Annotated in this window: 17 protein-coding genes and 2 pseudogenes; 8 read left to right on the top strand and 11 right to left on the bottom strand. The window is 70.2% G+C overall.

From position 1 onward, the window contains the following. The 3 genes and pseudogenes from A5702_RS27230 to A5702_RS06735 all read right to left on the bottom strand — a co-directional run. Positions 1-84 (bottom strand): annotated as a pseudogene (locus A5702_RS27230) (hypothetical protein); the annotation flags it as partial. A gap of 262 nt (positions 85-346) precedes the next feature. Next, positions 347-1,579 (bottom strand): MFS transporter, encoded by a 1,233-nt coding sequence (locus A5702_RS06740; protein WP_068219308.1) that lies wholly within the window; start codon positions 1,577-1,579, stop codon positions 347-349. Positions 1,580-1,713: 134 nt separating this feature from the next. Further along, positions 1,714-2,004 (bottom strand): metal-sensitive transcriptional regulator, encoded by a 291-nt coding sequence (locus tag A5702_RS06735; RefSeq protein ID WP_055401119.1) that lies wholly within the window; start codon positions 2,002-2,004, stop codon positions 1,714-1,716. A gap of 69 nt (positions 2,005-2,073) precedes the next feature. Here A5702_RS06735 and ilvD point away from each other — a divergent pair, with 69 nt between their 5' ends. Then, entirely contained in the window at positions 2,074-3,789 is a 1,716-nt protein-coding gene (gene ilvD, locus A5702_RS06730; protein WP_068219306.1) for a dihydroxy-acid dehydratase, read from the top strand. Positions 3,790-3,826: 37 nt separating this feature from the next. Here the strand turns inward: ilvD and A5702_RS06725 are convergent, their stop codons facing one another. Then, positions 3,827-4,267 (bottom strand): SPW repeat protein, encoded by a 441-nt coding sequence (locus tag A5702_RS06725; RefSeq protein WP_068219303.1) that lies wholly within the window; start codon positions 4,265-4,267, stop codon positions 3,827-3,829. A gap of 158 nt (positions 4,268-4,425) precedes the next feature. Between A5702_RS06725 and A5702_RS06720 the strand changes: the two genes are divergently transcribed. Next, positions 4,426-5,409 carry a nitronate monooxygenase gene (locus A5702_RS06720; protein WP_068219294.1) on the top strand — a complete coding sequence of 328 codons (984 nt, stop codon included), beginning with the start codon at positions 4,426-4,428 and terminating at the stop codon, positions 5,407-5,409. Here the strand turns inward: A5702_RS06720 and A5702_RS06715 are convergent. Continuing rightward, positions 5,406-6,062, bottom strand: a complete 657-nt coding sequence (locus tag A5702_RS06715; protein ID WP_068219292.1) for an O-methyltransferase — start codon at positions 6,060-6,062, stop codon at positions 5,406-5,408. The genes A5702_RS06720 and A5702_RS06715 overlap by 4 nt on opposite strands. 129 nt (positions 6,063-6,191) lie before the next feature. On the opposite strand from A5702_RS06715, the gene mymT reads away from it, so the two are divergent. After that, the gene (mymT, locus tag A5702_RS06710) at positions 6,192-6,338 is read left to right on the top strand and encodes a metallothionein MymT (RefSeq protein ID WP_055401173.1); all 147 of its coding nucleotides are present in this window, start codon (positions 6,192-6,194) and stop codon (positions 6,336-6,338) included. Between the two features lie 126 nt (positions 6,339-6,464). Here the strand turns inward: mymT and A5702_RS06705 are convergent, their stop codons facing one another. The 5 genes and pseudogenes from A5702_RS06705 to A5702_RS06690 all read right to left on the bottom strand — a co-directional run bounded on the left by A5702_RS06705 (position 6,465) and on the right by A5702_RS06690 (position 10,775). Further along, entirely contained in the window at positions 6,465-8,591 is a 2,127-nt protein-coding gene (locus tag A5702_RS06705) for a glycoside hydrolase family 3 protein (RefSeq protein ID WP_068219290.1), read from the bottom strand. Continuing rightward, positions 8,588-9,085 carry a TIGR04338 family metallohydrolase gene (locus tag A5702_RS06700; protein ID WP_055401132.1) on the bottom strand — a complete coding sequence of 166 codons (498 nt, stop codon included), beginning with the start codon at positions 9,083-9,085 and terminating at the stop codon, positions 8,588-8,590. Before A5702_RS06700 ends, A5702_RS06705 begins: the two co-directional genes overlap by 4 nt. Beyond that, on the bottom strand, positions 9,082-9,831 hold the full coding sequence (locus A5702_RS06695) for a DUF2786 domain-containing protein (protein ID WP_067819508.1): 750 nt from the start codon (positions 9,829-9,831) through the stop codon (positions 9,082-9,084). The genes A5702_RS06700 and A5702_RS06695 overlap by 4 nt, the downstream gene beginning before the upstream one ends. Beyond that, a pseudogene (locus A5702_RS26895) lies at positions 9,828-9,902 on the bottom strand (16S rRNA (guanine(966)-N(2))-methyltransferase RsmD); the annotation flags it as partial. The gene A5702_RS06695 and the pseudogene A5702_RS26895, both read right to left, overlap by 4 nt. A gap of 39 nt (positions 9,903-9,941) precedes the next feature. Continuing rightward, positions 9,942-10,775 (bottom strand): alpha/beta hydrolase, encoded by an 834-nt coding sequence (locus A5702_RS06690; protein ID WP_055401135.1) that lies wholly within the window; start codon positions 10,773-10,775, stop codon positions 9,942-9,944. Positions 10,776-10,857: 82 nt separating this feature from the next. Between A5702_RS06690 and A5702_RS06685 the strand changes: the two genes are divergently transcribed. Continuing rightward, positions 10,858-11,856 (top strand): sigma-70 family RNA polymerase sigma factor, encoded by a 999-nt coding sequence (locus tag A5702_RS06685; RefSeq protein WP_068219286.1) that lies wholly within the window; start codon positions 10,858-10,860, stop codon positions 11,854-11,856. Then, complete coding sequence (locus A5702_RS06680; protein ID WP_068219284.1) at positions 11,853-13,265, top strand: alpha/beta hydrolase domain-containing protein; 1,413 nt, start codon at positions 11,853-11,855, stop codon at positions 13,263-13,265. Before A5702_RS06685 ends, A5702_RS06680 begins: the two co-directional genes overlap by 4 nt. Here the strand turns inward: A5702_RS06680 and A5702_RS06675 are convergent. Further along, complete coding sequence (locus A5702_RS06675) at positions 13,262-14,404, bottom strand: dihydrodipicolinate reductase (RefSeq protein ID WP_082955971.1); 1,143 nt, start codon at positions 14,402-14,404, stop codon at positions 13,262-13,264. The two genes, A5702_RS06680 and A5702_RS06675, sit on opposite strands and share 4 nt — an antisense overlap. Before the next feature lie 108 nt (positions 14,405-14,512). Between A5702_RS06675 and A5702_RS06670 the strand changes: the two genes are divergently transcribed. From A5702_RS06670 to A5702_RS06660, 3 genes are read left to right on the top strand one after another with little or no spacing between them, the layout of a single operon-like run. Next, a complete protein-coding gene (locus A5702_RS06670; RefSeq protein WP_068219309.1) occupies positions 14,513-15,337 on the top strand; it encodes a MarR family transcriptional regulator in 825 nt (274 codons plus the stop codon). A gap of 20 nt (positions 15,338-15,357) precedes the next feature. Next, the gene (locus tag A5702_RS06665; RefSeq protein WP_068219282.1) at positions 15,358-16,092 is read left to right on the top strand and encodes a pirin-like bicupin family protein; all 735 of its coding nucleotides are present in this window, start codon (positions 15,358-15,360) and stop codon (positions 16,090-16,092) included. A gap of 26 nt (positions 16,093-16,118) precedes the next feature. Beyond that, positions 16,119-17,504 carry a YhgE/Pip domain-containing protein gene (locus A5702_RS06660; protein WP_068219281.1) on the top strand — a complete coding sequence of 462 codons (1,386 nt, stop codon included), beginning with the start codon at positions 16,119-16,121 and terminating at the stop codon, positions 17,502-17,504. Positions 17,505-17,582 lie beyond the last annotated feature (78 nt).

Here is a 17,582-nt window from a genome sequence, read left to right as displayed (position 1 = left end):
CCGCGTGAGCGATGCGCGCACTCGCGCGTCGGTGTGCACGTCGAGCGCGCCGAACGAGTCGTCGAAGAGATAGATGGCGGGGCGGCCACGACGCCCGGGTCAGCCGGGGCCGGGTCCGGGTCCGCCAGCGCCGGAGCCGCGCTCAACACCAGGGACAAACCCACGACTGAAGCCAATCCGGCGGCGTTCAGGGCGGCCAACAGCCGCCCGCGCGTCCAGCCCGACATATGCATCCCTCCACGCTCGAGTTCCTGACACAGTGTGGCATAGGGGGCACGCCAGCTAACAAATTCAGGCCCGCGCGGCGGCCGTTCAAGCGGGCATTTACGCCGCCTGAGCTGGCCCGCTATGAATCCCGTGAGCTTGTCGTCGCAACGTCCAGCGCCCGTCGGTTGGCCGCCGCGCCCACCAGCGCGACCGCCATCAACCCGGCCGACGCGGCCAGCATGAGTACCACGCTGCGCTCGTACAGCAGCCCACCCACCAGCGCGCCCGCCATGATGCCCACCTGGAAGGCCGTCACGTAGAGGCCCGACGCCCCGTCGGGATCGTCGGCCCCGCTGCGCATCGCCGCGGACTGCATCATCGGCGAGACGGCGGTGGCCATCGCCCCCCAGAGCACGATCGCGGCCGTCCCGATCAGGGCCGCCGCCGCGGCGGGCCGGCCGCCGAGCGCCAGCGCGGTCAGCACGACGAACGCCGCCGTCAACCCGGCCATGCAACCGATGATGGCCCCCTTCGGCCGGCGGTCCAGCGGCCGCGCCACCAGGCCGACGGCGATCACTCCCGCGGCGCCGTAGGCGGCCAGCACCCAGGCCAGGTTCGGGCCGCGCACGCCGACGACCTCGCGGATGATCTCCACGATGTAGGTGTAGGAGACGAAATGCCCCGTCACGCCGACCATGGTGATGACGCTGACGACGATCAGCCGGCGGTTGCGGTGATGGCGGGCCCGCGGGCCGACGCACATGAGCTGGTCGGCGGTCAGGACCATCTCCGGCAGCAGCACCCGGGCGGCCACCGTCACGAGGGCGGCCGCCACGGTCACGCAGACCACCGCCAGCCGCCAGCCCCACATCAGGCTCATCGCCGCCGTCAGCGGGCTACCCAGGACCAGCGCCAGGCTGGTCCCGACGTAGATCGACATCGTCGCGCGGCCGGCGTGGCTCGGCGGCACCAGCCGCGTCGCGATCGGGGCGATGACCGACCACAGCAGCCCGTGGGTGATCGCGCAGAGCACCCGCCCGGCGGCCAGCACCCCGAAGTTGGGCGCCAGCGCCGAGATCAGCTGCGACACGGTCAGGCAGGTCAGGCTCGCCACCAGCACCCGCCGGCGGGGCAGGTGCGCGGTCCAGCGCACCAGCGGGATCGTGGTCAGGGCCGCCACCAGCGCGTACCAGGACAGCAGCGTGCCCACCAGGACCAGGCTGACGTGCAGGTTGCGGGCGATCGCCGGCAGGGCGCCGACGGGCAGGATCTCGGCGGTGACGTAGGTGAAGGCCGCCGCGGCCAGCACAGCCAGCTGCGCCGCGATCCGTGGCGTCCACGTTCGCGCGGCGGTTGCGGTTTCGGCAGTCATGGAGTCGGTGTCGGCCGGGCTACCCAGTTCTTGGGTTGTCGCGCCTAATGCGATCACACTGCCTTACCGTACGGACCGCAACTACGGCTCCCCCCTTGTCAGGGCCGGAAGCCGGGTCTCAACTTGATCACCGATCAGGAACGAACCAGGCGCGCGATCGCGGCGGAGGCCTCGGCGAGCTTCTGGTCGGCGTCGTCACCGCCCTCGGCCACGGCCCGGGTGACGCAGTGATTGAGGTGCTCGTCGAGCAAATTCAGGGCGACCGACCGCAGCGCGCTGTTGACGGCGCTGATCTGGGTGAGCACGTCGATGCAGTACTTGTCGTCTTCGATCATCCGCGCGATCCCGCGCACCTGGCCCTCGATGCGCCGCAGCCGCTTGGCGTAGTTGTCCTTGTCCTGCGAATATCCGTGTGCCGTCGTCACCCCACCAGCTTATACCCCATCGGGGTATCCCGCGTTCGGTTGGTCATGGCGGTCCCGCATACTTGAGCAATGGCCCCCACCAGCGATTCGACTTCGACGGTCGACATCAAACCCCGCAGTCGTGACGTCACCGACGGCCTGGAGAAGGCCGCGGCCCGCGGCATGTTGCGGGCGGTAGGCATGGGTGACGAGGACTTCGCCAAGCCGCAGATCGGGGTGGCGTCGTCGTGGAACGAGATCACCCCCTGCAACCTTTCGCTGGACCGGCTCGCCAAGGCGGTCAAGGAAGGCGTGTTCGCGGCAGGCGGTTACCCGCTGGAGTTCGGGACGATCTCGGTTTCCGACGGCATCTCGATGGGCCACGAGGGGATGCACTTCTCGCTGGTCTCGCGCGAGGTCATCGCGGACAGCGTCGAGACCGTGATGCAGGCCGAACGCCTGGACGGCTCGGTGCTGCTGGCCGGCTGCGACAAGTCCCTGCCCGGGATGCTGATGGCCGCCGCCCGCCTGGATCTGGCGGCGGTGTTCCTCTACGCGGGATCCATCCTGCCCGGGCGGGCCAAGCTGTCCGACGGCACCGAACGCGAGGTCACCATCATCGACGCGTTCGAGGCGGTGGGCGCCTGCGCGCGCGGGTTGATGTCCCGCGAGGACGTCGACGCCATCGAGCGCGCGATCTGTCCCAGCGAGGGCGCGTGCGGCGGCATGTACACCGCCAACACGATGGCCAGCGCCGCGGAGGCCCTCGGCATGTCGTTGCCCGGCAGCGCGGCGCCGCCGGCGACCGATTACCGCCGCGACGGGTTCGCCCGCCGCAGCGGCCAGGCCGTCGTCGAGTTGTTGCGCCGCGGCATCACCGCCCGCGACATCCTCACCAAGGAGGCCTTCGAGAACGCGATCGCGGTGGTGATGGCCTTCGGCGGCTCCACCAACGCCGTGCTGCACCTGCTGGCGATCGCGCACGAGGCCGACGTCGACCTCTCGCTCGACGACTTCAGCCGGATCGGGTCCAAGGTGCCCCACCTGGCCGACGTGAAACCGTTCGGCCGCCACGTCATGTCCCACGTCGACCAGATCGGCGGCGTGCCGGTGGCGATGAAGGCGCTGCTGGACGCGGGCCTGCTGCACGGGGACTGCCTGACCGTGACGGGCCAGACGGTTGCCCAGAACCTGGCCGCGATCGACCCGCCCGACCCGGACGGCAAGGTGCTGCGGGCCCTGGACAATCCCATCCACCCGACCGGCGGCATCACCATCCTGCGCGGGTCGCTGGCTCCCGAGGGCGCGGTGGTCAAGTCGGCCGGCTTCGACTCGCAGGTGTTCGAGGGCACGGCAAGGGTTTTCGACGGCGAGCGTGCCGCGCTGGACGCCCTCGAGGACGGGACGATCGCCGCGGGCGACGCCGTGGTGATCCGCTACGAGGGCCCCAAGGGCGGCCCCGGGATGCGCGAGATGCTCGCCATCACCGGCGCGATCAAGGGCGCCGGCCTGGGCAAGGACGTGCTGCTGCTGACCGACGGCCGCTTCTCCGGCGGGACGACCGGCCTGTGCGTCGGCCACATCGCACCCGAGGCCGTCGACGCCGGGCCGATCGCCTTCCTGCGCGACGGCGACCGAATCCGCCTGGACGTCGCGAACCGCGTCCTCGACGTGCTGGTCGATCCGGCCGAATTCGACTCCCGGCGTGAGGGTTTCACGCCCCCGCCGGCGCGCTACAAGACGGGCGTACTGGCCAAGTACGTCAAGCTGGTCAGCTCGGCGGCGATCGGCGCGGTGTGCGGCTAGCGCCGATCACTTTCCACCTCAAGGGATTTGGGGAGATCTAGGCGCGGCTGGCCGCCTCGCGGGTGCGCCTGCCGAAGTAGGTGGCGTTGAGGCCCAACACCGTCATCAACGCTCCCGCGACGATGTTCGACCACATCATGCCGGCGGTGAGGGCAACGCCCGGCAGGATCCACAGCGAGACGACGACCCACAGACCGAGCACCGGCATCGTCCAGGTCAGGCCGTGGGCGCGGTCGAGCGCCGTGGCGAACCCGTACGCCAAGAACGCCGCCGCGATCCCGACGATCAGGTCGGAGGTGGCCAGCGATCCCGTCGCGCCGAATCCCACCAACCACGGCGACGCCGCCACGTACAGGCCCGTCAACAAGGCCAGGCCGAAGGTGACGTGCGCACTCATCGACTCGGCCACGCGGTCATAGCTCGCGCGCAGAGCCAACAAATCCGGGTGGTGATCGATTGATGAATGGACTGTACTCATTTTGTGACCTTTCTGTTATGCAGCAAGCCTTTTGGGCTACCTGCACCCATCCATCTGCCGTCAAGATTACGCGCGATGAGCGCGCGCCAGCAACGAAATCCGGGGCGGTCCGCACCGCCCGCTGGGCCCGATAGACCGGCCGCGTAGCGTCGTAAGACATGGACATCGCGGACCGTCTGCGCATCGACGTCCCGGTGGCGCAGGCGGGCATGGGCGGCGGCCTGGCGGGCGCGGCGCTCGCGGCCACGGTAGCCGAAGCGGGCGGCCTGGGCACCCTCGGCCTGGCCACGCCGCGCCAGCTGCGCGCCTGCATCGCCGAGGTGCAGGAGCGCGCGCCGGGCCGCGCGGTCGCAGTGAACCTGTTGATGCCCTTCGTGCATCGCGCGCACGTCGCGGTCTGCGTCGACGCCGGAGTCGATGTCGCCGTGCTGGCGTTCGGTGAGAAGCGGGGCCTGGTCGAGCACCTCCGCGACGCCGGCATCTTCGTCTTCGTGATGGTCGGCAGCGCGGCGCAGGCGAGCGCCGCAATCGGTTGGGGCGCTGACGGTTTGATCGCCCAGGGCCGCGAGGCAGGCGGCCACCTCGTCGGAACCATGCCGGCGCTCGACTTTCTGCCGCAGGCACTGGCCGCGGCCGGTCACCGGCCCGTGTTCCTCGCCGGCGGGATCGCCACCGGCACCGACACCCGCGCCGCCCTGACGGCGGGCGCCGCCGTGGTCGTCGCCGGGACGCGGTTCCTGATGACGCACGAGGCAAACGCCAACCGCGAGTACCAACGGCGAGTCGCCAACGCGGACAAGACAATCGAGACCAACCTGTTCGGGTTGAGCTGGCCGCTGCGCCATCGGGTGCTGCCCAACGCCGCGACGCGGCGCTGGTGCCGGGACGACGGCCGGGCCAAGGCCTTGCCGGCGGCGATCAACGCGGCGAGCCGCCCGCTGGCCGTGTTGGGCTACTTCGACGCCGCCAAACTGATGCGCCTGCAGTCGCCGGCCCGCCCGTTACTCACGCCGCTCGCGCCGCTGGCCGCGACGCCGGACGCCTGGGTCGACCACGCGGCGCTCTACGCCGGCGAAACCGCGCTTCGCATCGGCGAACTCACCTCCGCCGCCCGGGCGGTCGCCGATCTCAGCCCGCGCTAGCGCACCGAGGCGAGCGCAAAGCCGTCCCAGCGCTTGGCCCCGACCGTTTGGATGACGGCCGTGTCCAGCCGCGGGTGCTCGCCCATCAGCTCCAGGGTCCGCCGCACCGCCGCCGCCTGGGCGTTGCCGTCCGGCTCCAGGATCCGCCCCTCCCGAACGACGTTGTCCGCCACGATGAGTGCGCCCGGGCGGGCCAGGCGGACCGCCCACTCGAGGTACGCGACGTAGTTCTCTTTGTCGGCGTCGATGAACACCAAGTCGAATGGGGCCCCGTCGAGAGCCGGCAAGGTGTCCAGCGCCGGGCCGACGATCACCTCCACCCGGTCGGCCACGCCCGCCCGTTCCAGGTTGGCCCGCGCCACCTCGGCATGCCTGGGCTCGTATTCCAGCGTCACCACGCGGCCCTGCGGGCCCGCACCGCGGGCCAGCCAGATGGTGCTGTAGGCGCCCAGCGTGCCGATCTCGAGGATCCGCCGCGCCTGAATCGCACCGGCCAGCAGGCCCAGAAACTTGCCCTGCTGGGCCGACACCGCGATCTGCGGCAGCCCGGCCGCGTCGCTGGCCTCCAGCGCGGCGCTCAGGGCCGGGTCGTCGCCGACCAGGGTGGCGTTCAGAAACTCGTCGACGTCTTGGGGGGTGGGTTCCCGGGTCATGCCACCAACGCTAGTCGCGGCGGTCTCGGAACGGCCACGACCAGTTGCACATACCCATGGGGGGTATATAGTGAGCGCTGTGGTCGATCACAGCCGCAAGAGTCCACGACAAAGAAAAGGGTGAATGACATGGCAAATTACGAAGCAGGCACCGAACTGACCTGTGGCCACGAGGGCTGCGGGTGCCGCGTCCGGATCGAGGTGCCCTGCCACTGCTCCGGTTCGGGTGAGCCGTACCGCTGCACCTGCGGCGACGCGCTGACCCCGGTCAAGTAGTCCGCGCGCTTTAGGCCCGCGTCGAGTGTGCGTCCAGGGCGGCGACGCGCCGGGAACCCCGCCTTGAAGCGCACACCAAAACCGTGAACGCACACTCGATGCGGCCGGCGGCCGCAGCCCGCGGGATCAGTGCCCGAAGGCTCGGCCGGCGAGTTCGACCGTCGCGGTCAGCCGCGGCGTGACCGCCGACGTCCCGACCGCCACCCGGTATTCGCCCGCGCCGATGCGCCAGCTTCCCCCGCGGCCGTCGTAGCGGGCGAGCAACCGCGGGTCGGCCTCGATCCTCACGCGGCGGGTGGCGCCCGGGTCGAGCTCGACCCGCTCGAATCCCAGCAATCGCAGGCACCGGCCGTCGGGGGTGCCGGTCACATACAGCTGCGGGACGTCGGCCCCGGCGCGATCGCCGACGTTGGTGACACCGAAGCTGGCGGTCACCGTTTGCCCGCCGCCGACTTCCAGGTCGCGGTATTCAAAAGCGCTGTAGGACAACCCATGTCCGAAGGCGAACATCGGGGTTTGGCCGGTGGCGGCGAACCACCGGTAGCCGACATCGGATCCCTCGGCGTACTCGATCGTGGTCGGCGTCCCCCATGGTGCGCCCAGGCCCGGCAGCTCCGGTCGCGGCGTCTGGGCCAGATCGACCGGAAAGGTGATCGGCAACCGGCCCGACGGATTGACCCGGCCGGCAAGGACTTCCGCGATGGCTTGGCCGCCGGCCTGTCCCGGGTACCACGCCTGCACAATGGCCCGCACCGAATCCCGCCACGGCATCGCCACCGGATTGCCGGTTTCGAGCACCACAATGGTGTCGGGGTTGGCGCCTGCCACGGCGGTGATCAGATCGTCCTGGCCCCACGGCAGCGACAGGTCGGCGATGTCGAAGCCTTCGCCTTCGGCGCGGATCGCGAACACGATGACGACGTCGGCGCGCCGCGCGGCCAGCACCGCCTCCGCGGGGGTTACCCCGGGGTCGAATTCGATTTGCGCGTGCGGGAATTGCTTCCGCAGTTCGTCCAGCGGGCTCGACGGCAACAGGTGCAGCTTGCGTATCCCGGCCTCCAGCCCCGAGCCGCCGATCGGTATCACGGCGGCGTAGCCGCCGGGCGGGACGACCGCGCTCGAGCCGAAGCCGGCCGGCACCCCGACGTGCGCGTATCCGCCGATGACGGCGATCCGGGCGGTCGACTCCGGCGCCAGCGGCAGCATCCCGCGGTTGGTCAGCAGCACGATCCCTTGCCGGGCGGCTTGCAACGCAATGTCGTTGTGCGCGACCATGTCCGGCTCGGGCGCGGCGTCGGCCCGGTCGATCCCGACGGCGAACATCGACCGCAGGATCCGGCGGACCATGTCCGAGAGCCGGTCGCCGGTCAGCCTGCCGTCGGCATGGGCGGCCCGCAGGGGCTCGCCGAAGGTCTCCGACTGCCACAGCAGCGCGTCGATCTGCGCCCCGCATTCCTGGTCGAGGCCGGCCAGCGCGCACTCCCAGGACGGCGTCGCGCCCCAGTCGGACATCACCCAGCCGCGATATCCCCAGGCGCCCTTGAGCACCCGGTTGATCAGGACGTCGTTCGCGGCAGCGTAGGCGCCGTTGACCTTGTTGTAGGCCGTCATCACGGCGCCCGGCTGCGCGCGCTCGATGGCCATTTCGAAGGCCAGTAGGTCGGATTCGCGGTGCGCGTCGGGATCGATCACCGCGTCCAGCCAATGCCGGTTGGTCTCGTTGCAGTTCAGCGAGAAGTGCTTGACCGTCGAGATGACGCCTTGCCGCTGGATGCCGTCGATGGACTCGGCGACGATCGTCGCGGTCAAAAGCGGGTCTTCCGAAAGGTATTCGAAGTTGCGGCCGTTGCGCGGGTCGCGCGCGAGGTTCATCGCGCCGGCGAGCTGCACGTTGAACCCGCGGCTGCGGGCTTCCCGGCCGATCACCTCCCCCGCGGCGCGGGCGAGCGACGGGTCGAAGCCGGCGGCCAGGGCGAGGCTCGCGGGCAGCGCGGTGGCGGTGTCACCCGGGCGGTAGCCGGGGTTGCTCACGCCCAGGCCGGCGTCGCTCATCAGCAGCGCCGGGATGCCGAGCCGGGGAACGCCCGGGACGTAGGCCGCGCTCATCGGCACGTTCGGCGGGATGCGTTCGTCGCGTACCGGCCACATCTCGCCGGCGCCCATCACGCCGACCAGCAGCGAGAAGCGTTCGTCGTCGGTCAGCGCCGCTTCGACCTCGCGCGCCCGGGCGTCGGCGTCGCCGAAAGACGTCATCGCACACCCTCTTTCGCGTACACCACCCGCAGCACGTGCCCGAGCTCGGGACCCATCACCAGCTCCGCCAGCTCACAGAACGTCGCGACGAACTGCGGGCCATGCGGCGGCTCGGCCTGGCACAGGTGGTGCGCGACCTCGTGCAGCACCACCAGTTCGCGCAGCGCCCAGTCGGCGGTGTCCCGATCGGGGACGGCGATAACGCCTGCGCCGTCGCGGGATTCGTAGTGCGCCGCGGTGGCGGCCCGGCGCGGGCGCACCCGCAGCGGCGCGACGGAGGGCCAACGCCGGCGCACCGCCGGCAACGCAAGCACCTCGTCAACATAGCGCTGCGCCGCCGAAACCGAGCCGAATCGACCCTCCGGCGGCAGGGTGAGCTGGGCGCCGAAGAAGTCCACGGCGGGTGAGCCGTGCTCGGCGGCACGGTCGAACAGCGTCCGGACGAACTCCTCGGCCGCGTAAACCTTGGCTCGCTGCGAGTCCCGCTTGCTCACCGGCCCAGCGGGGTACGAGCGCCCGGCAGCTCCGGGCTGTTGCCCAGCCGCGCCCGCCGGCCGGCCCTGTCCCCCGCGCGCCGCGCCGCCGACGAATAGCCGGCCGTCGCCCGGCTCACCTGATAGGTGCCGCGCGCCTTCGACGCGCTGCGGTAGTAGTCGTGCAGCTCGAGGTCCTTGTCCCGCAACGCAATAGCCGTGCCCGGCGGGCGGCGGCGGTCCTTGGTCGCCTCGCGGCGGGCCTCCTCGCGGGCCTCGGCCAGCCGCTGCCCCACGCGCGCCCCGAAGGCCAGCTGAAAGTTCAGCCGCGCGGTGATGGTCGGCGTCGGCCGGTGGGCGCCCGACGCGAGGTAGGCGTCCGACGCCCGCACCATCTGGACCACCAGGCCGGCGTACAGCGCGTGGGTGGCGTCGATGTCCTCGGCGAACCCGTAGGCGTAGACGAACGTCGAATTCGACGCCACGTCACAGCGCACGTCGTTGGCCATGGCGATCAACACGAACAGCTGCACATACGTCCGCAGCCCCTTGGTGCCCGCGTTGCCGATCGTGATGGTCCGCTGGGTGGGCGCCTGCGCCGCCGAACGGTTGGCCGAGTGCGACCGCGCCACCGCCAGGTCGATCGAGGCCGCCGTGGCCAACCGCTGCGCGGCGCTCATGAACGCGTCCGCCTCGTGCGGGTTGTCGGTGCCTTCGGCCTGACGCAACAGTGCCGCGATGCGGGCCAGCATCTTGTCGTCACTCATATGCGCCACTCCTCCTCATCGCTCCGTCCCCCGCAAGCGGGCGGTACCCCCACTGCATCGTCGTCGGCGCGCATACGCGCCAACCTACGGGAGCGATCCGACACCCGGCCTCAGAGCCGCGCGGTGATCCACGAGACGACGTCGCCCAGCACCTGGTCGCGCTCCGGCTCGTTGAACACCTCGTGGTAAAGCCCGGGGTAGACCTTCAACTCGACGTCGGTCGAGCCCACGCACTCGACCAGGCGCCGGCTGCCCGCGACCGGGATCAGCCGGTCCTCGGAGCCGTGCACCACCAGCAGCGGCGCGGTCAGCGCCGCCGCGCGTTGCGGCATGGTCTCGCCGACCTGCAGGAGGGCCCGGCCGATGCCGGCCGGAACCTTCCCGTGGTAGACGAGCGGGTCGCTCTTGTAGGCCGCCACCACCGCGGGGTCCCGGGAGATGGCGTCGACGTCCAGTTCCTGCACCGGCAGGCCCGGCACGAGAGCGCCGAGCACCCGGGCGGCCAGCACCATCAGCGGTGACACCTGCTCCTGGGCCGCCACCGCGGGGCCGGACAGGACCATCAGGTCGTAGTTGTCGGGGCGTTCGACGCCGTACGCGAACACGATGCCACCGCCCATGCTGTGCCCCAGCACGATGCACTTCAGGCCGGGATGCTCCCGGGTGGCGATCCGGACCAGGCTGTCGAAGTCGGCGGTGTACTCGGAGATGTCGCGCACCAGGACCCGCTTGCCGCCGGAACGGCCGTGCCCGCGATGGTCCAGCGCGTAGGTGGCCAGGCCCGCCGCACCGAAACATTGCGCGACATGGTCGTACCGGCGGGCGTATTCGCCCAGACCGTGCGACAGCACCACCACCGCCCGCGGCGCGGTGTCCGGCGTCCAGACGTCGTAAACGATGCGCACGCCACCGAATCCGTCGAAGTTTCGTTCGGATCGGTTCACTGCACGGTCCTAGTCATTACGCGCAGCGTAATGGCTCCCGGCGCAGGTCGCCCCGCCAGACACTGTCGTAGGCTCTGTCATCGTGGGGCTACTCGCACAAAACGCCGCAAACTCCGATCTTGGCGAGGTCGGCGGGGACTTCTCGGCGCATGCCGAGCCGTACCGTCGCGAATTGCTCGCCCATTGCTACCGGATGACCGGGTCGCTGCACGACGCGGAGGATCTGGTTCAGGAAACGTTGCTGCGGGCGTGGAAGGCCTACGACCGCTTCGAGGGCAAGTCGGCGATGCGGACGTGGCTGCACCGCATCGCCACCAACACCTGCCTGAGCGCGCTGGAGGGCCGGCAGCGCCGGCCGTTGCCGACCGGCCTGGGCGCCCCCAGCTCCGACCCGACCGCCGAGCTGGCGGAGCTCCGCGAGGTGCCCTGGCTGGAGCCCATCCCGGACCTGACGAACGACCCGGCCGACCCGTCGGTCATCGTCGGGTCGCGTGAGTCGATCCGGCTGGCGTTTGTGGCCGCGCTGCAACACCTTTCACCCCGGCAGCGGGCGGTGCTGCTGCTGCGCGACGTGCTGCAGTGGAAGGCCGCCGAGGTGGCCGAAGCGATCGGCACCACCACGACCGCGGTCAACAGCCTGCTGCAGCGAGCCCGCTCACAGCTGGACGCCATCGGTCCCAGCTCCAGCGAACGCCTGACGCCGCCGGATTCGCCGGAGGTGCAGGACCTGCTGGACCGTTACATCGCCGCCTTCGAGAGCTACGACATCGACCGGCTGGTGGAGCTGTTCACCGCCGAGGCGATCTGGGAGATGCCGCCCTACACCGGCTGGTACCGGGGTGCGCGCGACATCGTCACCCTCATCCATCAGCACTGCCCCGCCGAGTCCGCCGGCGACATGCGCCTGGTGCCGGTGCTCGCCAACGGCCAGCCGGGCGCGGCCATGTACATGCGTGCCGGTGATCGGCACGTGCCCTTCCAGTTGCACGTGCTCGACGTGCGCGACGACGGGGTGTCGCACGTGGTGGCGTTCCTCGACGAGCGGTTGTTCGCGAAGTTCGGGCTGCCGGAGGCGCTGTGACCGAGCCGCTCGACGTCACGCCGGTGCCGGGAAAGGCGCTGCTGCTGTTGGGCGCCTTCGACATCGGCGACGTCGGCTACCGCGCCGAGGAGTTCTTCGTAACCGGCACGGCCTCGTCCTACGCCCCCCAAGGCCCGTTGGGTCCCGATGGCCGATGGGACGTAAAGCCCTCGGGCACCGCCGATTACACCACGCGCATCGTGGTGCTGACGCCCACTGACCCGGCACGGTTCAACGGCACGGTGCTGGTCGAATGGCTCAACGTCAGCGGCGGCATCGACGCGCCGGCCGTGTGGATGATGGCGCACCGCGAAATCGTCCGCTCCGGTTACGCCTACGTCGCCGTCTCGGCGCAGAAGGTCGGCGTCGACGGCGGCGCGAGCCTGCTCGGGATGGACATGTCGCTCAAGACCCAGGACCCGGCGCGCTACGCGAGCCTCAAGCATCCGGGCGACGCCTTCGCCTTCGACATCTTCTCGCAGACCGGCGGCCTGTCCCGGGACGGGGCCGTGCTGGGCGGGCTGCGCCCCCAACGGGTCGTCGGCATCGGCGAGTCACAATCGGCGATGTTCCTCACCACCTACGTCAATGCCGTCGACCCGCTCGCCCGGGTCTACGACGGCTTCCTCGTGCATTCGCGGTTCGGGCCGGCCGCCCCGCTGGACGGCGGGTCGTTGATCGAGGGCATGGAGGCGTCCAGCGGTTGGCAGCAGGCGGTGAAGTTTCGGCCGGACCTGCGCGTCCCGCTGATCACCATCATCACCGAGACCGACCTCGTCGGGCACGTGCCGCTGGGTTATTACCTGGCCCGGCAACCCGATAACGCGCGGTTACGGGTCTGGGAGATACCCGGCGCCGCTCATGCCGACAACTACACGATCCAGGTGGCGCCGATCGACTCCGGGGCGGCGCCGATCGCCGACATCGTCGCCGCCTACGCGCCCACCAAGATGCTGATGGGCCAACAGCTTTCGCACAACATCAACTTCGCCCCCCAACACCACTATGTGGTGCAGGCGTCGATCGCCGCGCTCGAGGGCTGGGTCCGCACCGGCGAGCCGGCGCCGGCGGCGTCGCCGATCGACGTGCGCGAGACCGAACCCGTGCAGTTGCTGCTGGACGCCAACGGCCTTGCCCGGGGCGGCATCCGGACGCCCTGGGTCGACGTACCGATCGCCCGGACGTCGGGCGTCACCGCGGACGAGAGCATCATGGCCGCGATCTTCGGGTCCGGCGAACCTTTCGACACCGCCACGCTGGACCGGCTGTATCCGGGCGGCGCCGCCGAGTATCTGGAGCGCTTCGCCGCCGCGCTCGACGCGTCGATCAAATCGGGCTTCATCCTGCCGGCCGACCGGGCCGAGATCCTGGAACTCGCCGCCGCGACGTACCCCGACGGCCGGCCCTAGAACAGGCGACTGTCCGGCGGCGGACCGGGCACCGGGCGGACCAGACCCCTGCCCGGGATCAGCGGCAGGTCCAGCGCGCAGAGCAGCCCCGGCGGTGCCGCGCACACCGCCGGGATCGCGTTGACCATTCGCGAGGCGCCCGCGATGCGCGCGCCCAGGTCGTGGTCGTGGTCCTCGGCCATCTCGAATTCGCACCGCACGCTTGGCGATCCCTCGATCTCCACCCGATAGAGGCCGCGGCCGGAGGCCGGCCCGTAGCCCAGGTCCTTGGGCGGGATCGAGATGTTCGGCTGCGGCCAGTCGGGCGCGATGTCGTCGCGCATGCGGGTGACGTGGTCGAGGACGAAAGTCGGCTTGCCGCCGACGTATCCGGTCAGCGTGGAGCGCATGGCCGCGATCGTCCCGGCGGCGATGTGACCGGTCGGAGTGTCGAACGACTCCTCGGCGGGCAGCCGCTCGTTGGTTTCCTCGATCTCGTCGATCACCACGCCGAGGCCCGCGGCCAGCTGATGCAGCACGGGCCCCCACCCGAACGTGAACATTCCCGGCTGGGCGGCGAACGCCTGGTATTCCGGCGGCTTGCCGAACCCGAGGATCTCGTAGACCGCGGCCCGGTCCGGGTAGGTGGCGTAGTTGAACATCTCGGTCACCCGCACCGAGTCGATGACCCGCGATACCCCGGTAAGCGCCAGCGGCAGAACGTCATTGGCGAATCCGGAGTCTATGCCCGTGGTGAAGAACGACGCACCGCCGTCGAGCGCGGCCCGTCGCAGCGGGTCGGTGAGCGTCGCACCCGCCGGGCCCAAGCCGTCGGGAAACACCAGCGGCACCACCGAGCACGACACCACGTTCTTGCCGGCCCGCAGGATGGCGGCCATGTCCTCGACGGCCTCCAGCGGCCGCAGGTTGGCCCCGGCGGCGTACACCACCGCGTCGGCGTCCCCCGCGAGCAGCGCCGCCGGGTCCTGGGTGGCCGCCACCCCGACCGGCGCGATGCCGCACAGCTCACCCGCGTCGCGCCCCGCCTTGGCGTCGCTGTGCACCACCAGATCGACCAGCTGCAGTTCCGGGTGGTCGATGATGCCGCGCAGGGCGATCACCCCCATCGAACCCGGCCCCCACACTCCCACCTTGATCACGACTTGATGTCTCCTAATATTAGGACGTATATAGTTATAATTTGGACGGATCGTAGGGAGCTGGATATCGATACGTCAACCGGCAAATCGCCACCCACCGGTCGCGTGATGGATGTGCTTGCCGCCCTTGCGGATTCCCGTGCGGGACTGACCTCGGCCGAGCTGGCGAAGCGCTGCGCGATCAGCACCTCCACCTGCGCCCTGGTGCTCGCCGAGCTCGAGGGGCGCGCCTGGGTGTCCCGCCGCGAAGATCGCCGCTACGTGTTGGGCAGCGGGCTGTTCGGGCTGGTACACGGGCTGCGGGTGCAGTTCCCGCTGCTGGACCGGGGGCGCGATGCGCTGCAATTCCTGCACGAGACGCTCGGCGCGGGGTGCTCGATGTCGAAGATCGGCGGCCGGCACCTGACCACCGTCGACGCGGTCGGCCACGGAACCGACGGCGGCCGCGCCGTCGGTCAGCGCTTCCCCATCGACCCGCCGTTCGGATTGGTCGCGATGGCCTGGCGCGACGACGATTTCGTCCGGGCCTGGCTGCACGGGGTGATCCCGCGGCTGACCCGGGCGGAAATCGCGGAGCACCAGCGGGTGCTCGCCGACATCCGCGAGCGCGGGTACGGCGCGTGGCGGTTCGACGACACGCACCAGTCGCTGCACAACCGGCTGGCGGAGGTGCTGGCCTCCCTGGAGCCCACGGCGCGCGTCACCCGCCAGCTCACCACCCTGATGACGATGGTCACGCTGCAGTCGGTCACCGCTGAGCTCGAAACCGGTTTGGCCGCAGCCGAATTCGTGGTGCTGCCCATCTTCGGGCCGGACGGCCAGCCCGAGTACCAGATCGAGATCCACCTCGGGCGCTCGGACGCGCTGACCCTACCGGAGCTCGACGCCGCGCTTCGGCACGCGCAGGGGCTGCTCGCCGCGACGGTGGCCTGACCCCCGATTAGGCTGAACGCATGTCTGCCCACGCGGAAGTCCGGCGTGCGGCGACGCGGGCCGTCACCAGGACGCCGTGGCTGACGTCGCGGCACTCGTTCTCGTTCGGCGACCACTACGATCCTCTCAACACCCACCACGGACTGCTGCTGGTGAACAACGACGACATCGTGGCGCCCGGAACCGGTTTCGACACCCACCCGCACCGCGACATGGAAATCGTCACGTGGGTGCTGCGCGGTCAACTGGCGCATCAGGACTCCATCGGCAATCGCGGCGTGATCTATCCGGGCCTGGCCCAGCGCATGTCGGCGGGCAGCGGGATCCTGCACTCCGAGAAGAACGACTCGTCCACGGAGCCAGTGCATTTCGTACAGATGTGGGTGGTGCCCGACGAGACCGGCATCAGCCCGGGCTACCAACAGCACCAGATCGACGCCAGGGCGCTGGACGGCACGCTGGTGACGATCGCCTCGGGGATCGCCGACCGCGACGGGGCGATCGCCCTGCACAACCGCAAGGCCGCGCTGCACGCCACGCGGCTGGGGGCCGGCGACGCGGTCGGCCTGCCCGACGCGCCCTTCCTGCACCTATTCGTCACCCGGGGCGAGGTCCAGTGCGAGGGCGCCGGCGCGCTGCGCGAGGGCGATGCCGTCCGCTTCACCGACGGCGGCGGCGCGCGGGTCACGGCGACCGAGTCGTCGGAGCTGTTGGTCTGGGAGATGCACGCGAAACTGGGCGGCGCAAGCCCATAGAGTGTGCGTGACAGACAGGAGCCGGCATGTCTCAATCGCGGCCGCAGCACGCGGCGCCCAACCCGAACCGGAACATCAAGGCGGTCCGGACCGTGCGGTTCTGGGCGGCGCCCCTGATCATCACGCTGGCCCTGATGTCGGCGTTGTGCGCGCTCTATCTCGGCGGCATCTTGAACCCGATGACCAACCTGCGGCACTTCCCCATCGCCGTGGTGAACGAGGATGCGGGGCCGGCGGGCGCGGAACTGACCGGTCGATTGGTCAACGGCCTGGACAAGAACCAGTTTGACGTCCGCGTGCTCACACGCGACGCCGCCAAGCATCAGCTCGACACGGGCCATGTGTACGGCTCGGTGCTGATACCGCCGAGCTTCTCGTCGAAGCTGCGCGATCTGGGCGCCAGCGCGGTGCAGCCCGGACCCGCCGAACGGCCCGTGATCACCATTTCGACCAACCCGCGGGCCGGCACGCTCGGCTCCAGCATCGCCGCCCAGACGCTCAACATGGCGATGGGCCAGGCGAATGGTGAAGTGGGCGAACGGCTTCTGGCACAGGTCAAGGCGCAGACCGGCGGCGCCCCGCTCGCCGGGGCCGCGGAGGAGGGGCTTTCCACGCCGATCGAGATCGAGTCGACCGTGTACAGCCCGCTGCCCAACGGCACCGGCAACGGGCTGTCGGCCTTCTACTACGCGCTGCTGCTCCTGCTCGCGGGGTTCACCGGCAGCATCGTGGTCAGCACCCTCGTCGACGCGTTGCTTGGCTACGTTCCGGCCGAATTCGGGCCGGTGTATCGCTTCGCCGAGCAGGTGCGAATCTCGCGCTTCCAGACGCTGCTGCTCAAGTGGGCCATCATGGTCCTGCTGGGGCTGCTCACGTCCGCGGTCTACCTGGCGATCGCGCACGGGCTCGGCATGCCGATCGACCTCGGCTGGCAACTCTGGGCGTTCGGCGCCTTCGCGATCGCCGCGGTGGGGATCACGTCCAGTTCGTTGCTCTCGGTGCTGGGCACGGGCGGGCTGCTGGTCAGCATGCTGATCTTCGTGATCCTCGGGTTGCCCTCGGCCGGGGCCACCGTGCCGCTGGAGGCGACGCCGCCCTTCTTCCGCTGGCTGGCCGAATTCGAGCCCATGCACCAGGTCTTCCTGGGCACCCGCTCGCTGCTGTACTTCAAGGCGCACGCCGATACCGGGATATCGCAGGCGCTCCTGATGACGACGCTGGGCCTGGTCATCGGACTGCTGCTGGGCGGCATCGTCACCCACCTGTACGACCGCAAGGGTTTCCACCGCATCCCCGGGGCGGTCGAGATGGCGATCGCCATGGAACACCAGGCGCAGCACAAGGCGCGCCAGGGCGGCAAGCACGGACAGGCCGAGGCGGCCGAGCCCGAAAGCGCAAGCGACGAAACGTAATTCGAACGCCGCCCGACCGTCATGTGCCCGTTATAGAAATTGACGGTGTGACGGATGTGACAGATGATGTTTAGGTTG

Origin of the sequence: Mycobacterium sp. E3339 (assembly GCF_001666915.1) — a bacterium.
Taxonomy (GTDB): Bacteria; Actinomycetota; Actinomycetes; order Mycobacteriales; family Mycobacteriaceae; genus Mycobacterium.
This window is presented reverse-complemented; position numbering and strand designations above follow the sequence as displayed.

What these genes read in the sequence shown, in the direction of transcription:
- A5702_RS06740 (WP_068219308.1), bottom strand. Translation starts at nt 1,579, where the DNA reads ATGACTGCCGAAACCGCAACCGCCGCGCGAACGTGGACGCCACGGATC.
- ilvD (WP_068219306.1), top strand. Translation starts at nt 2,074, where the DNA reads ATGGCCCCCACCAGCGATTCGACTTCGACGGTCGACATCAAACCCCGC.
- A5702_RS06725 (WP_068219303.1), bottom strand. Translation starts at nt 4,267, where the DNA reads ATGAGTACAGTCCATTCATCAATCGATCACCACCCGGATTTGTTGGCT.
- A5702_RS06720 (WP_068219294.1), top strand. Translation starts at nt 4,426, where the DNA reads ATGGACATCGCGGACCGTCTGCGCATCGACGTCCCGGTGGCGCAGGCG.
- A5702_RS06715 (WP_068219292.1), bottom strand. Translation starts at nt 6,062, where the DNA reads ATGACCCGGGAACCCACCCCCCAAGACGTCGACGAGTTTCTGAACGCC.
- mymT (WP_055401173.1), top strand. Translation starts at nt 6,192, where the DNA reads ATGGCAAATTACGAAGCAGGCACCGAACTGACCTGTGGCCACGAGGGC.
- A5702_RS06705 (WP_068219290.1), bottom strand. Translation starts at nt 8,591, where the DNA reads ATGACGTCTTTCGGCGACGCCGACGCCCGGGCGCGCGAGGTCGAAGCG.
- A5702_RS06695 (WP_067819508.1), bottom strand. Translation starts at nt 9,831, where the DNA reads ATGAGTGACGACAAGATGCTGGCCCGCATCGCGGCACTGTTGCGTCAG.
- A5702_RS06670 (WP_068219309.1), top strand. Translation starts at nt 14,513, where the DNA reads ATGGATGTGCTTGCCGCCCTTGCGGATTCCCGTGCGGGACTGACCTCG.
- A5702_RS06665 (WP_068219282.1), top strand. Translation starts at nt 15,358, where the DNA reads ATGTCTGCCCACGCGGAAGTCCGGCGTGCGGCGACGCGGGCCGTCACC.
- A5702_RS06660 (WP_068219281.1), top strand. Translation starts at nt 16,119, where the DNA reads ATGTCTCAATCGCGGCCGCAGCACGCGGCGCCCAACCCGAACCGGAAC.